Genomic DNA, 14,943 nt, shown 5'->3' with positions numbered 1-14,943 from the left:
GTCGCCGTAAATGGCGACCATGTTACAAACCGCTCTTCAACACCTCTACCGCCCGCGCGATCTCCGGTGCCAGCCAGCGGTCTTCCTGCCAGTTGGCAACCACCGCGCGCAGGCGACGCAATGCCTGCGCCGTTCCCTGCGCCAGCTGCTCTTCGCCGTGGAAATCCAGCGCCTGCGCCGCCAGCAGATACTCGATCGCCAGAATCTGCCACACGTTGCCCACCAGCTTCAGCAGCTTTAGCGCCGCGCCGGTGCCGAGGCTGAGATGATCCTCCTGCAAACCCGAGGTCACATAGTTATCCAGCACCGCCGGCTGCGCCAGCTGGCGATTCTCCGCACAGAGTGACGCCGCCACATACTGCGCAATCATCATGCCGGAGTTAACGCCCGGCTGCGCCACCAGAAACGCCGGCAAGCCGCTCACCAGCGGATTGACTAAACGATCAAGCCGCCGCTCGGCGATGCTGCCGATTTCCGCCATGGCAATCGCCAGCAGATCCGCCGCCATCGCCACCGATTCGCCGTGCGGGTTAGCCTGCGACACTACGCGCCAGTTATCCGCCGTGCCGAGCACCAGCGGATTATCGGTGCAGGCATTGAGTTCGGTTTCAATCTGGCGCGCCGCGTGATCGAACTGATCGCGGCTGGCGCCATGTACCTGCGGCATGGATCGCAGGCTGAGCGCATCCTGAGTGCGAATGCCAACGCTGGTCGCCAGCAGCGGGCTATCAATCAGCAATGCGCGTAAGCGCTGACCGCTTATCTGCATGCCCGGACTGGCTTTCAGCGCGATCACTTCGGCATCAAAGGCCACCCGCTGTCCACGCAGCGCCTCAAAACTCATCGCACCGGTGACATCGGCCCAATCCAGCAAACGCGCCGCATCATCCAGCGCCAGGCAGGACAAGCCGGTCATGCACGGCGTGCCGTTGACCAGGCTCAAACCCTCTTTGGCCCCCGGACGATAAGGCTGTAATCCCGCCAGCGTTAACGCCTGCGCCGCGGGCATGATCTGGTTTTGATACTCCACGTCGCCGACACCAATCAGCGCCAGACCGATATGCGCCATATGGCTGAGGTAGCCGACCGAACCCTGCGACGGCACCTGCGGCGTAATCTGCTGATTGAGCAGCGCCAGCAGATGCTGCACCAGCGCCACCGACACGCCCGATTTGCCGTGGCTGTAATTGGCAATCGCCGCGCACAGAATGGCGCGCGCCTGCTCACGCGTCAGCAGCGGACCCACGCCACAGGCGTGACTCAGCAGCGTATTGCGCGAAAGCTGGCTGAGCTGATCTTCCGGCAGGGTGATGTTGCACAGCGCGCCGAGGCCGGTATTGATGCCGTAAGCGATCTGGCCGCTGGCGACAATCTCATCGACAATCGCGCGCCCCTGCGCAATGCGCTGCCAGGCGCTGACGCTCAAACTGAGTTCCGCGTTGTGCCGCGCCACCTGCACCAGCTCTTGCCAGGTTAATGAGCTGTCGCCCCATACGATGGTCATGCTGGCTGCTCCGCGCCGTGATGGCTGGAGATAAACTGCTTAAAGCGCTGCGATCCCTGGGCGCCAAACATCTCTTCCGGCGCGCCCTGACAATCAATGGTGCCCTGATGCATAAACACCACGCGGTTGGAGACGTTGCGCGCAAAGCCCATTTCGTGCGTCACCACCAGCATGGTGCGCCCCTCTTCCGCCAGGCTGCGCATCACTTTCAGCACTTCGCCCACCAGTTCCGGATCGAGCGCCGAAGTCGGTTCATCAAACAGCATCACTTCCGGATCCATCGCCAGCGCGCGGGCAATCGCCACGCGCTGCTGCTGGCCGCCCGAGAGTTGCGCCGGGTAGAAATCTTTGCGATTGAGTAAGCCAACGCGATCCAGCAGTTGCTCCGCCTGGGCGATGCAGCTTTTCTTGTCGCGCTTCAGCACATAGTGCGGCCCTTCAATGACGTTTTGCAGCACCGTAATGTGCGACCAAAGATTAAAGCTCTGGAACACCATGCCAAGGCGTGAACGCAAACGCTCAATCTGTTTCGGATTGGCCGCCAGCTGATGGCCGCGCGCATGGCGTTTCATCTCAATGGTTTCGCCGCCGACACTCACCACGCCAGCATCCGGCGTTTCCAGCAGGTTAATGCAGCGCAGCAAGGTACTTTTGCCCGAGCCGCTGGCGCCAAGAATCGAGATGACATCGCCTTGATGCGCCTGTAGCGAAATGCCTTTCAGAACTTCCATCGCGCCAAAGGATTTATGGATATCAGTGGCGGATAAGGTAACGGGTGATGTGGAATGCATATTACTCTCCGGCAAGCGGTTTAACGGCGGGCATCGGCTTTTTTGCGACACGATGCGCCGGGGTCAGACGGCGCTCTAACAGCGCGTACAGCTGGACGATAATAAAGTTGAGAATCAGGTAGATCGCCGCCGCACAGACAAACACTTCCATGGTGCGATAGGTACGCTGAATGATCTGCTGCGCCACGCCAGTCACGTCCCACACGGTGACGAGGCTGGCGAGCGCGGTGGATTTCACCAGCAAAATCGCTTCGGTGGAGTACGCCGGCAACGCATAGCGCAGCATGATCGGCGCGATAATGCGGCGCAGCAGCAGCCAGCGTGACATGCCGCAGGCGAGACCGGCTTCCACTTGTCCAGCCGGCACGGCGAGCAGCGCTCCACGCAAAATCTCAGCGGTGTAAGCTGCCGTACAGAGTGACAGCGCCAGTACCGCGCAGATAAATGGCTCGCGCAGGAACGGCCAGACGAAGCTGTGGCGGATGACGCCAAACTGCCCAAGACCGTAATAGATGAGAAACAGCTGAATCATCAGCGGCGAGCCGCGAAACACCAGAATGTAGCCGCGTGCGAAGCCGCTCAGCACCCGCCAGCGGCTCATGCGCAGTGACAAAATGCCAATCGCCAATATGCCGCCGCAGAGAAAGGCGCTGATAAACAGGCCAAGCGTCACCGGCAGCGCGGCGCTCAGTTTGAGGAAGGTATCCGAGAGAAAAGCGAAGTCGATCATGCTGCTGCTCCTTAATGCTGCGCCGCAGTGCGACTTTGCCACGCGCGACCAAGGCGCGACTCTGCCCGACGAAACGCATGATTAGACACCAGCGTCAGCACCAGATAACAGGCAGCGCCAACCAGATAAAACGTGAAGTAATCGCGCGTGGATCCCGCCGCAACCTGGCTGGCGCGCATCAGCTCGACGATGCCGGTGACCGACACCAGCGCCGAGTCTTTCAGGCTCATCTGCCACACGTTCGACATGCCCGGCAGCGCGTAACGCACCACCTGCGGCAGCAGAATGCGTTGCGCAATGCGCCAGCGTGGCATGCCAATCGCCACCGCCGCTTCCACTTCGCCTTTGGCCAGCGCCAGACGCGCCGCGCGATACACTTCACCCTGATACGAACCCGAGATGAGCCCGATGGCCAGCGCCCCAATCAGGAAAGGCGGCGCTTCGATAAAGCCATCTGCGCCGAACATCTGCCCAACCAGCGTAATCAGGCCGGATCCACCAAAATAGAACAGGTAGATCACCAGCAGTTCCGGGATGCCGCGAAACACCACCGAATAGCTTTCACCCAACCAGCGCAGCCAGCGCTGAGGCGATAATTTGGCGGCCGCCACACCGGAACCGACCACCGCACCAATCATCAGCGCCACCAGCGACAGCAGCAGCGTGGTGCAGGCGGCGCTCAGGATCAGGCGGCCCCAACCATCAGCACCAAAACTCAGCAGGCTCATCATCTTTCACCTCACTTACGGAGTTACGTCAGTTTTAAACCACTTCTCACTGAGCTTTTTCACCGTGCCGTCAGCCAGCGCGGCATGAATCGCCTCATCCAGCCTGGCTTTCAGATCGTTATCCGCCATGCGTACGCCCATTGCTTCGCCCTCGCCCCAAATTGGACCGCCGAGCTGTGGGCCGCTGAAGACCAGATTGTTGTTCTCTTTGCGCGCCAGCATTGATTGCGCAAAGGTCACGTCATCGAACACCGCATCGATACGACCGGATTGCAGATCGAGCATCGCATCCGCCGAAGAGGTGTATTCGCGTACCTCGGTATCGCCTTTGAAGTACTTGTCGATAAAGGGCGTGTAAACCGTGCCGGAGGCGATACCAATGGTTTTGCCCTTCAGCGCCGCTTTCAGTGGGGCAATTGCCGCGTTGATCGCTTTCTCGTCGTCATGCAGCTTGATGATGTTGTGATCGGCCGGCAGCAGCGGATTGTCTTTAGTGGTAATAAAGGTGGCGGGCGTTGAAGCGTATGGCGTGGTGAAGTTAACCACTTTTTTGCGCTCTGGCGTGATGACAATCGCATCCATGATCACGTCATATTTTCCGGCGTTGAGGCCGGCGATCATGCCGTCCCAGTTCTGCACCACCAGCTTGCACTGAATGCCCATGCGCTTGCACAGGTCTTCCATCAGTTCCGGTTCAAAGCCGCCCAACTTGCCGCCCGGCAGCGTCAGGTTCCAGGGTTCGTAGCTGCCTTCGGTAGCGATGGTGATCGATTTCCACTCTTTCGCCTGGACGGCAATGCCGCTAATCATCAGGCTGGCAAACAGGGTCGTGAGGCAAAAACGGCGAATCGGGGCGCGGTGCGTCATGCGGCATCTCCTGGCTATTAATCGAATTTGGCAGTCTCTGCTTATGCAATATTTGCAGATGACCTTTCATGTATATACAAGTTAGCGTGCGGCAGATCATTGTCGGCATAAGCTTTTTGTGAGCCAGCCAGTATAAAAATTAATAATCGCTGCGCGGTCTTTACTTGTACATACAACCTAGCAAGCACTATGCCAAATCGGCAAAGCCGCAAATTCAGGGAGATGGTCACGCGATGGACGTAATATTGCACCGCGAGGAGGCAAGGTGTGCATTGTGGTGGTGCAGGATCACGAATCGTAGCGGCGCGATTAATCGCGCGTATGAATGGCGACCACATTGCCAATCTGAATAACGTGCAATAAATTGCGCCGCAACGAATATGTGCGGGGATTTAGTTCGATTTACCGGCGTCTAGAAACGCCTGCATCAGCGGTTTCAGTACCTTCTGCAGCTGCGCTGCGCGATCCTGCTGCCAGGCAAACGGCGAGGTTTCATCCATATAATTGAGCTGCGCCAGCTCCAGCTGCACCGCCTGCACGCCTTGCTCCGGCTGGCCGTAGGCGCGGGTAATATAGCCGCCTTTAAAGCGTCCGTTCGCGATCCAGCTGTAATCATTTTGCGCATGACACACCTGTTTGATCGCGTTGATCACCGCCGTTGAACAGCTGGCGCCATCATTGGTACCGATGTTGAGATCCGGTAAACGCCCCTCAAACAGCCGCGGGATCACCGAGGCGATCGAGTGCGCATCAAACAGCAGCGCGTAACCATGTTCAGCTTTCAGGCGTGCCAGCTCCTGCTGCAGCTGCTGATGATAAGGCTGCCAAATCGTGTCCAGATAACCCTGGCGCACCTCGGCGCTCGGCGTTTTACCCGGTGCAAAGGTGGGGCTGCCGTCGAACAGGGTTTCCGGATACAAGCCGGTGGTCGCCGTGGTGTAGAGCGGCTGATTATCCGCCGGGCGATTAAGGTCAATAACAAAACGTGAATAGTGACCAATTAACACGCTGGCGCCGAGATCGCGCACAAAATCGTACAGCAGCGGCAAGTGCCAATCAGTATCCGGCAGGCCGCGCGCTGCGTCGCTCAGGCCGGCGTCCACTTCCGGCGTTAACTGCGTGCCGGCGTGAGGAATGCTGACCAGCAGCGGAATCTTACCGGCGGTAAAATGAAAAGGTGTCATTGCGCTTCTCCACGATAAATAACCTGGCACGGCAATTCGCCGCCCAGCCAGTAAACCAGCTCAGCCGGACGCGCCAGCGGCCAGTGAACAAAATTCGCGACCTTGCCCGCTTCCAGCGAACCGTGCGAGTGCTGTAATCCCAGCGCTTTGGCGCCCCACAAGGTCACGCCCGCTAACGCCTCTTCGGGCGTCAAACCAAACAGCGTGCAGCCCATGTTCAACATCAGTCGCAGCGAAAGCGCCGGTGAGGTGCCCGGATTGGCATCGCTGGCCAGCGCCATCGCTACGCCGTGTTCTCGAAACAGTGCTACCGGCGGACGCTGGGTTTCACGCAACAGATAAAACGCGCCCGGCAGCAACACCGCCACGGTGCCGTGCTGCGCCATCGCTTGCGCATCCGCTGCGGTGGCGTACTCCAGATGATCGGCGGAGAGCGCACCGTAACTGGCCGCCAGCGCCGCGCCGCTCAGCGCCGAAAGCTGCTCGGCGTGCAGTTTCACCGGCATGCCCAATGCTTTGGCGGCATCAAAGACCGTGCGAACTTGCTCAGGAGAAAAGGCCAAATGCTCGCAAAACGCATCCACCGCATCCGCCAACCCTTCTGCTTTCACCTGCGGTAACAGGCGCTGGCAGATGATATCGATCCAGCCTTGCGGATTGTCTTTAAACTCCGGCGGGAAACCGTGCGCGGCTAAGCAAGTAGCCTGCACATCGGCAGGCACCGTTTCCGCCAACTCACGAATGGCGCGCAGCATGGTCAGTTCGCTGGCCTCATCGAGACCGTAACCGGATTTGATCTCTACCGTGGTGACGCCTTCCGCCAGCAGGCGATCCAGCCGCCAGCGCGCACTTGCCACCAGCTCTTGCTGCGAGGCCGCGCGGGTGGCGCGCACCGTGGAGAGAATGCCGCCGCCCTGTGCAGCGATTTCTGCATAGCTCACACCATTAAGACGCTGCTCAAACTCCTGGCTGCGATCGCCGCCAAACACCAGATGCGTATGGCAATCCACCAGACCGGGCGTGATGATGCCGCCGGAAAATTGGTGCTGTTCGCGCGCGGCAAAAGCCGGGCATTCACTGCGTGGCCCCACCCAAATCAGTTTTCCCTGATCGACCGCCAGCGCACCGTCGGCAATCAGATTGTAGTGCCCGTCACGCATCGTAACGATGTCGGCCCCCAGCCACAGGCTGTCGATCTGCTCTGTTTCTGCCATCCCACTCCCCTTCGCGTTCGGCGATTTACACTGCGCTTCAAAGTATGTATATGTATATACAACTTTCCGCCATGCAGGATCAACCATGACAACCTATTTTGCCCCACGCGCACTGCTGGCCGACGGCTGGCATGAGCGCGTGCTGATTACCACCAACGCAGTCGGACAGATCACCCAACTCGCGCCCAACAGCGAGCCCGGCGATGCCACGCGTCTTGCCGGTCCAGTGATTCCGGCGATAGCGAATCTGCATTCACACGCCTTCCAGCGCGCGATGGCGGGATTGGCTGAAGTGGCGGGCGATCCGCAGGACAGCTTCTGGACATGGCGCGAGCTGATGTATCGCATGGTGCAGCGCCTGTCGCCCGAGCAGGTTGGCGCTATCGCCACGCATCTCTACATCGACATGCTGAAAGGCGGTTACAGCCAGGTGGCGGAATTCCACTATTTGCACCACGATGCGCACGGCAAACCCTACGCCGATGATGCCATGCAGCTGGCACTGATGGCGGCGGCGGAGACCGCCGGCATCGGTCAAACCTTGCTGCCGGTGCTCTACAGCTACAGCGGTTTTGGTTCGCAACCGGCCAGCGACGGCCAGCGCCGTTTCATTCAGCAAACCGACGCCTATCTGCAACAGCAGCAGCGCGTGGCGAGCTGGAGCGCGGATAAGCCGCTGCTTAATCATGGCATCTGCTTCCATTCGCTGCGCGCGGTGAATGAAGCGCAGATGCACGAAGTATTAGCCGCCTGCCCGCAGGATGTGCCGGTGCACATTCACGTTGCCGAGCAGGAGAAAGAGGTTAACGACAGCCTGGCGTGGAGCGGTGAGCGTCCGGTGGCGTGGCTGCTCAATCGCTTCGCGGTCGATCAGCGCTGGTGCTTGATTCACGCCACTCATCTTGATGACGACGAAATTCAGCGCATGGCGGCAAGCGGCGCGGTGGCGGGATTGTGTCCGACCACGGAAGCCAACCTCGGCGACGGCATTTTTCCAGCGGTGGAGTACATCGCGCGCGGCGGCCGCTGGGGCATTGGCTCCGACAGCCACGTGTCGCTTAGCGCATTGGAAGAGCTGCGCTGGCTGGAGTACGGCCAGCGACTGCGCGATCGTCGTCGCAACCGCATCACCTTGCCCAATCAACCTTCCGTAGGCGATCTGCTGTGGCAGCAAGCAGCACAGGGCGGCGCGCAGGCATGTGGTTTGCCGGCGGGTGAACTGGCGATAGGCAAACGTGCTGACTGGCTGGTGCTGGCAGAAGACGCGTTCCTCAGCAGCGTTAGCAGCACAGCGCTGTTGAACCGCTGGCTGTTTGGCGGCCAGCGCGAACAGATCCGCGACGTGTTTGTGGCGGGCAAGCAGGTAATCAGCGAAGGCCATCATGCGGCAGAAGAGCGTGCAGCAGCGAACTTTGCCGGGGCGATGAGGGCGTTACAATGAGCACCCGTTTTGCCTACGACCAGCTTGCGGTCAGCCGCTGGCGCAACGGCGGCGGTGAAACAAGAGAAATCGTCAGCTATCCGCCGGGCGACGCGCAGTTTGCCTGGCGCGCCAGTATCGCTACCATCTCCGCCGACGGGCCGTTTTCACCTTTTCCCGGCATCGATCGCGTGATTACCTTGCTGCACGGCGACAGCGTGCTGTTGCGCGGCGAGCACGGGGAACACGTTTTACAGCCGCATCAACCATGGGCGTTTCCCGGTGAATGGGCGATTGACGCCCGCATTCGCGGCAGCTGTGAGGATTTTAATATCATGACGCGCCGCGACAGCTGGCGTTCTCAGGTTACCGTTGAGCAAAAAATGGCCAGTAGTGAAAACGGCGTGGCGTGGGTGTTGGCAGGAGACTGGCAAACATCGGCGGGGGAAAAACTAGCCGTCAATCAAGGTGTGTGGTGGATGGATGAACTTACGCAGCTTGAACCGTTAACCTCAGATGCCAGCCTACTGTTTGTGATGCTCAGTCGGGTTGAATAAGTGCCGCGTTCCCCTCATCCCAGCCTTCTCCCGCACGCGGGAGAAGGCGCAATTGGTCCACTCTCCTGCTTGCGGGAGAGGGTTAGGGTGAGGGAAATCTTTGCTCAACCATGTCCTCTAAAGCGCCCCAGCAACTTATAGCGCGATCCCGGATACAACAGTCGCGCGTAGGTCACAATCTTGTTGTCGCTCCACGTCTGACGACGAATCAGCAGGCACGGCTCATGTTCATCCAGCGCCAGATGCTTACGCTGGCGCAGATCCGGCAGCACCGCTTCCACAATATGCTCACCAGCGGTCAGCGGCGCAACGCGCATCAAATAGGTGTACGGCGTCAGCTGATGATAATCCTGGCTGAGATAATCCGGAGCCACCAGTGGATTGACCAAGCGATCTTCCAGCTGTACCGGCAGATCGTTTTCGTAATGCACAATCAGCGAATGGAACAGCGTTTGCCCGGTGGATAATCCCAGCACCGCCGCCTGTTCCGGATCGGCCTTCATCTGCCCAATCGACAAAATCTTGCAGCTGTGACGATGTCCACGCTGCGCGATCTCATCGGCGATGTTGTGCACTTCCAGCATCGCGGTGTAGCCCTTCATCTCCGCGACAAAGGTGCCCACGCCCTGCATGCGCACCAGAAAACCCTCGCTGGTGAGTTCACGCAGCGCGCGGTTAATGGTCATACGACTGACGCCCAGCTCGTTCACCAGTTCACTTTCAGACGGCACGCGCTGGTTGGCTTTCCAGTGACCTTCGCGGATTTGGCTGACGATCGCCTGCTTCACCCGCTGGTAAATCGGCGCAGGCTCATCGCCCATCGCCGCAGCCAGCTGTGCTACTGCTGTTTGCTCCGCCATTTCCTGTTCCTATAAAGAATAATGCCCAAAGTTTACTGTCTCAGCCCGTAAATGTATATACATCTAATTGTGCAAGGTGCCCAGCATTGGTGCAGCTTTCGCCCTGCTCCGGTGCAATCCCGCTGCGTTTACACCGCATAACGCGCATTGCGTCGTATTTCACAGAACGTGAACAATCTGGCATAGCGCTTGCTACTTGTATAGACAAGATTAGACACTTATGCTTCACTCATCGCAATCCACGGCAAATCGGACAGCCACATCGCAAAATATCGGCGTCCCATTCATGCCAGATCACTTGTATAGACAGGAGTAGACTATGTCAGGTTCGGTTCAGGAAATTCGCCTCGTTCCCGGTGAAGTGGACCTCGCTACCTTGCGCACCATCTATCAAAGCAAGGTAACGCTCACGTTGGCCGATGATGCGCGCGCAGCGATTGCGCGTGCCCATGAAACCGTCGATGCCATTGTCGCATCCGGCAACGTGGTGTACGGCATCAACACCGGTTTTGGCAAGCTGGCGCAGACGCAGATCCCCTCGGCGCGGCTGGCCGAGCTGCAGCGCAATCTGGTGCTGTCGCACAGCGTTGGCCTCGGCGATTTGCTGCCGGACAACGTGGCACGTCTGGTGGTCGCGACCAAAATTATCAGCCTGGCGCGCGGTCACTCTGGCGTGCGTATCGAACTGATTGAAGCGCTGCTGGCGCTGTTCAACGCCGGTGTGATGCCGTGCATCCCGGAGAAAGGTTCGGTGGGCGCGTCAGGCGATCTGGCCCCGCTAGCACATCTTTCCCTGATGCTGCTGGGCGAAGGTCAGGTACGCGTCGATGGCGAGTTAATCCCCGCGACCGAAGGCTTAGCGCGCGTTGGCCTGCAGCCGATTGTGCTGGGCCCCAAAGAAGGTCTGGCGCTGCTCAACGGCACGCAGGTTTCGAATGCGCTGGCGCTGCGCGGGCTGTTCGAAGCGGAAAACCTGTTCGCGGCGGGCCTGATGGCCGGCGCACTGTCGCTGGAAGCGATTAAAGGCTCGGTGAAACCTTACGATGCGCGGATTCACGAAGCGCGCGGCCAGGTGGGACAGATCAACGTTGCCGCCGCCGTCTCCTCTTTATTAGCCGGCAGTGAAATCCTCGGCTCACACACCCACTGCGGCCGCGTGCAGGATCCCTACTCGATTCGCTGCGTGCCACAGGTGATGGGCGCCTGCCTCGATAATCTGTCGCACGCCGCGCGCGTGTTGCAGATTGAAGCCAACGCCGCCTCCGATAATCCGCTGGTGTTCAGCGACAGTGGCGATGTGATTTCCGGCGGTAACTTCCACGCCGAGCCGGTGGCCTTCGCCGCTGATATTCTAGCGCTGGCGATTGCCGAAATCGGCGCGATCTCCGAGCGTCGTCTGGCGCTGCTGCTGGATACCGGCCTTTCCGGTTTACCGCCGTTCCTCGTCAATGATGGCGGCGTTAACTCCGGCTTTATGATTGCGCAGGTCACTGCTGCAGCGCTGGCGTCTGAGAACAAATCGCTGGCGCATCCGGGCAGCGTTGACAGCCTGCCAACCTCCGCTAACCAGGAAGATCACGTCTCGATGGCGACCTACGCGGCCCGCCGCCTCGGCAGCATGTGCTTCAATACCGCCGCTGTGGTCGGCATTGAGGCGATGGCTGCGGCACAAGGCATTGATTTCCATCGTCCGCTGCAGAGCTCGCCGACGCTGGAGCAAGAGATGAGCCGCATTCGCGAGAAGGTGGCCTTCCTCGATCACGACCGTTTACTGGCGCCGGATATCGAATCCATGCGTCTGTGGGCCAGCGCTCCTGCATGGCCTGAATCCCTTACCGCGCTGCTGCCAAGCCAGCGTAAGACTGTTAATTAAGGAATCGATGATGAGCGAAACTTTGACTCAGGCTGTAGCCCGTGAAATCCGTGCGCCGCGCGGTAATGAATTGCACTGCGCCAACTGGTTGATTGAGGCGGCTTACCGCATGATCCAGAACAACCTCGATCCTGACGTGGCAGAGCGCCCGGAAGATCTGGTGGTGTACGGCGGCATCGGTAAAGCCGCGCGTAACTGGGAGTGCTTTGAGCAGATTCTGCGTTCGCTGCGCGCCCTGCAGCCGGAGGAGACGCTGCTCATCCAGTCCGGTAAACCGGTGGGCGTGTTCCGTACGCATGCCGATGCGCCGCGCGTGCTGCTGGCTAACTCGAATCTGGTGCCGCATTGGGCCAACTGGGATCACTTCCACGAGCTGGATCAAAAAGGCCTGATGATGTACGGCCAGATGACCGCCGGTTCGTGGATCTACATCGGTGCGCAGGGCATCGTGCAAGGTACCTTCGAAACCTTCGCTGAAGCGGGTCGTCAGCATTACGACAGCGATCTCAGCGGCCGCTGGATCCTCACCGCCGGTTTGGGCGGCATGGGGGGCGCACAACCGCTGGCGGGTGTGTTGGCCGGTGCCAGCGTGCTGGCGATTGAGTGCCAGGAATCTCGTATCGATTTCCGTATCCGCACTCGCTACGTCGACCACAAAGCCTATACGCTGGACGAAGCACTGGCGCTGATTGATCAGGCCAACAAAGAGAAGCGTGCCATTTCTGTTGGTCTGCTGGGCAACGCCGCTGAAATCGTGCCGGAGCTGGTGAAACGTGCCAAAGCGGGCGGCATGAAGCCGGACATCGTCACCGATCAGACCTCAGCACACGATCCGATTAACGGTTATCTGCCGGTCGGCTGGGATCTGGCGCGCTGGGAAGCCGAGCGTGTCAGCAACCCGAAAGCGGTGGAGAAAGCCGCGCGCGCCTCAATGGCGGTACATGTGCAGGCGATGCTGGATTTCCATCACATGGGCGTGCCGACCGTGGATTACGGCAATAACATCCGTCAGGTGGCGCTGGATGAGGGCGTGAAAAATGCCTTCGATTTCCCGGGTTTTGTGCCGGCCTATATTCGTCCGCTGTTCTGCGAAGGTAAAGGCCCGTTCCGCTGGGTGGCGCTGTCAGGTGATGCGGAAGATATCTACAAAACCGATGCCAAGCTGAAAGAGCTGTTCCCGGATCACCAGAATCTGCATCGCTGGCTCGACATGGCGCAGGAGCGTATCGCCTTCCAGGGCTTACCGGCGCGTATCTGCTGGCTGGGTCTCGGCGAGCGCCACAAAGCGGCGCTGGCGTTCAACGAAATGGTGCGTAACGGCGAGCTGAAAGCGCCGATCGTCATCGGTCGCGACCATCTGGATTGCGGTTCCGTGGCGTCACCGAACCGTGAAACCGAAGCGATGAAAGACGGCTCGGATGCGGTATCCGATTGGCCGCTGCTCAATGCCCTGCTGAACACCGCAGGCGGCGCGACCTGGGTGAGTCTGCATCATGGCGGCGGCGTCGGCATGGGCTTCTCGCAGCACTCCGGCGTGGTGATTGTGTGTGACGGCAGCAAAGAAGCCGATGCGCGTCTGGGCCGCGTGCTGTGGAACGATCCGGCCACCGGCGTAATGCGTCACGCGGATGCGGGTTACGAATTAGCGCAAAGCTGCGCGCAGGAGCACGGTCTCAACCTGCCGATGCAGAAATAACGTCCAACCCGCGCCCGCCTATCAATCCCCTCTCCCGCCTGCGGGAGAGGGTTAGGGTGAGGGACAGCGCGCACCTTTCAACATTGTGCAGCTTTCCCCTCATCCCAACCTTCTTCCGCAAGCGGGGGAAGGCGCTTACCAGCCCGTTTACTATATTCCATTCCGCTATACCCTATAGCCAAATTATTCCGTTCCGCGATAGACGCCGCCATACGCTTGCCACTACAGTAAATACATTATTTTGCAGCTCACGCTGCTAATGGAGAGCCTTACCTTATGAGCCTGCCTGCTGCACTGCTGGAAAACGCCCTCAACTGGCGTCGTCAGTTACACCAACATCCTGAGCTGGGTTACCAGGAGCAGCAGACCAGCGAGCTCGTCGCACAGGTCCTCACTGAGGCCGGATTACAGGTGTTTCGTGGCTTAGCGGGCACCGGCGTAATCGGCACCTTAGAGAACGGTCCCGGACCGGTTATTGGTCTGCGCGCCGATATGGATGCGCTGCCGATCACCGAAAAAGGCGCGCCGCAGTGGAAGTCGCAAACAGCCGGCGTTATGCATGCCTGCGGTCACGATGGTCACACTTCGATCCTGCTGGCGGCGGCTTGTCAGCTGGCGGCTACGCGCAACTTCAGCGGCACTATTCACTTCATCTTCCAGCCCGCCGAAGAGAATCTCGGTGGCGCGCGCAAAATGGTGGAAGAAGGCCTGTTCCAGCGCTTCCCGATGGATGCGGTTTACGCCATGCACAACTGGCCGGGCATGCCGGTGGGCACGCTGGCGGTGAATCCGGATGCGATGATGGCGTCACTCGACTCGTTCGAAATTACGCTGCACGGTAAAAGCTGCCATGCGGCGATGCCGGAAAGCGGGGCCGATCCCATGGTGGTTGCTGCCGAGCTGATTCTGGCGCTGCAAACCATTCCGTCGCGTCGTCTGTCGCCACTGGCTTCGGCGGTGGTGAGCGTGACGCAGATTCACGGCGGCGAAGCGATTAACGTCATTCCTGAGCAGATTGTGTTGCGCGGCACGGTGCGATGTTTGCAGACCGACGTGCGTAATCGCGTGCGCGGTCTGATTGAGGATTTTGTCACGACGTTGCCGCGCCCGTTTGGCGTCAGCGGGGAGATTCACTGGTATCCCGGTTATCCGGTCACCGCCAACCATGCAGATCAAGCCGAACAGGTGCGTGCCGTGGCGGTTGAGGTGCTTGGCGAGGCGCAGGTTCACTGGCAGGTGAACCCTTCAATGGCTTCGGAAGATTTTGCCTGCATGCTGCAAGCCTGCCCCGGCGCCTATTTCTGGCTGGGTGCCGATGGCGCGACGCCATCCGCACCGCTGCATAACGCCAATTACGATTTTAATGATGAGCTGCTGCCGATTGGTATTACCTTCTGGCAGCAGTTGGTAGAGCGCGTGCTGGCGAAAGCGTGAGGGCGGTCGCCAGGAATGGCGGATGCTTGCTCGTGCCGTCGCGGCGCAATTTATTACGCAATAGCGGGATGGCGACATTGCTGCC

Annotated in this window: 13 protein-coding genes; 5 read left to right on the top strand and 8 right to left on the bottom strand. The window is 59.6% G+C overall.

Going from position 1 to position 14,943, the window contains the following annotated elements; all coding sequences use genetic code 11:
- Window positions 1-22: 22 nt before the first annotated feature.
- The 7 genes from hutH (AAF463_RS06320) to hutI form a co-directional block, all read right to left on the bottom strand.
- Entirely contained in the window at window positions 23-1,504 is a 1,482-nt protein-coding gene (gene hutH / locus AAF463_RS06320; protein WP_350261732.1) for a histidine ammonia-lyase, read from the bottom strand.
- A complete protein-coding gene (locus AAF463_RS06315; RefSeq protein WP_350261731.1) occupies window positions 1,501-2,295 on the bottom strand; it encodes an ATP-binding cassette domain-containing protein in 795 nt (264 codons plus the stop codon). Before AAF463_RS06315 ends, hutH (AAF463_RS06320) begins: the two co-directional genes overlap by 4 nt.
- Window position 2,296: 1 nt before the next feature.
- A complete protein-coding gene (locus AAF463_RS06310) occupies window positions 2,297-3,025 on the bottom strand; it encodes an ABC transporter permease subunit (protein ID WP_101761022.1) in 729 nt (242 codons plus the stop codon).
- A gap of 11 nt (window positions 3,026-3,036) precedes the next feature.
- Complete coding sequence (locus AAF463_RS06305; protein WP_277975759.1) at window positions 3,037-3,756, bottom strand: ABC transporter permease subunit; 720 nt, start codon at window positions 3,754-3,756, stop codon at window positions 3,037-3,039.
- Between the two features lie 12 nt (window positions 3,757-3,768).
- On the bottom strand, window positions 3,769-4,620 hold the full coding sequence (locus AAF463_RS06300) for a transporter substrate-binding domain-containing protein (protein ID WP_192236565.1): 852 nt from the start codon (window positions 4,618-4,620) through the stop codon (window positions 3,769-3,771).
- A 392-nt stretch (window positions 4,621-5,012) separates the two neighbouring features.
- Window positions 5,013-5,804, bottom strand: coding sequence for an N-formylglutamate deformylase (hutG, locus tag AAF463_RS06295; protein WP_192236566.1), 792 nt, complete (start codon window positions 5,802-5,804; stop codon window positions 5,013-5,015).
- Window positions 5,801-7,018 (bottom strand): imidazolonepropionase, encoded by a 1,218-nt coding sequence (gene hutI / locus AAF463_RS06290; RefSeq protein WP_350261730.1) that lies wholly within the window; start codon window positions 7,016-7,018, stop codon window positions 5,801-5,803. The genes hutG and hutI overlap by 4 nt, the downstream gene beginning before the upstream one ends.
- Window positions 7,019-7,103: 85 nt before the next feature.
- Between hutI and AAF463_RS06285 the strand changes: the two genes are divergently transcribed.
- The gene (locus AAF463_RS06285; protein ID WP_350261728.1) at window positions 7,104-8,459 is read left to right on the top strand and encodes a formimidoylglutamate deiminase; all 1,356 of its coding nucleotides are present in this window, start codon (window positions 7,104-7,106) and stop codon (window positions 8,457-8,459) included.
- On the top strand, window positions 8,456-8,995 hold the full coding sequence (locus AAF463_RS06280; RefSeq protein ID WP_350261727.1) for a HutD family protein: 540 nt from the start codon (window positions 8,456-8,458) through the stop codon (window positions 8,993-8,995). Before AAF463_RS06285 ends, AAF463_RS06280 begins: the two co-directional genes overlap by 4 nt.
- Before the next feature lie 104 nt (window positions 8,996-9,099).
- On the opposite strand, the gene hutC is transcribed toward AAF463_RS06280, so the two are convergent.
- Window positions 9,100-9,855, bottom strand: coding sequence for a histidine utilization repressor (gene hutC, locus AAF463_RS06275; protein ID WP_008102577.1), 756 nt, complete (start codon window positions 9,853-9,855; stop codon window positions 9,100-9,102).
- Between the two features lie 319 nt (window positions 9,856-10,174).
- Here hutC and hutH (AAF463_RS06270) point away from each other — a divergent pair, with 319 nt between their 5' ends.
- The 3 genes from hutH (AAF463_RS06270) (at window position 10,175) to AAF463_RS06260 (ending at window position 14,858) form a co-directional block, all read left to right on the top strand.
- Window positions 10,175-11,728, top strand: coding sequence for a histidine ammonia-lyase (gene hutH / locus AAF463_RS06270; RefSeq protein ID WP_350261725.1), 1,554 nt, complete (start codon window positions 10,175-10,177; stop codon window positions 11,726-11,728).
- Window positions 11,729-11,738: 10 nt separating this feature from the next.
- Window positions 11,739-13,424 carry a urocanate hydratase gene (gene hutU / locus AAF463_RS06265; RefSeq protein WP_110865798.1) on the top strand — a complete coding sequence of 562 codons (1,686 nt, stop codon included), beginning with the start codon at window positions 11,739-11,741 and terminating at the stop codon, window positions 13,422-13,424.
- 276 nt (window positions 13,425-13,700) lie between these two features.
- The gene (locus AAF463_RS06260) at window positions 13,701-14,858 is read left to right on the top strand and encodes a M20 aminoacylase family protein (protein WP_350261724.1); all 1,158 of its coding nucleotides are present in this window, start codon (window positions 13,701-13,703) and stop codon (window positions 14,856-14,858) included.
- Window positions 14,859-14,943: the final 85 nt, after the last annotated feature.

Source organism: Pantoea sp. BJ2 (genome assembly GCF_040255075.1).
In the GTDB taxonomy this organism is placed as follows: domain Bacteria; phylum Pseudomonadota; class Gammaproteobacteria; order Enterobacterales; family Enterobacteriaceae; genus Pantoea; species Pantoea leporis.
Note: the sequence above shows the minus strand (reverse complement) of the source record. Positions and strands in the feature narration are given on the sequence as shown.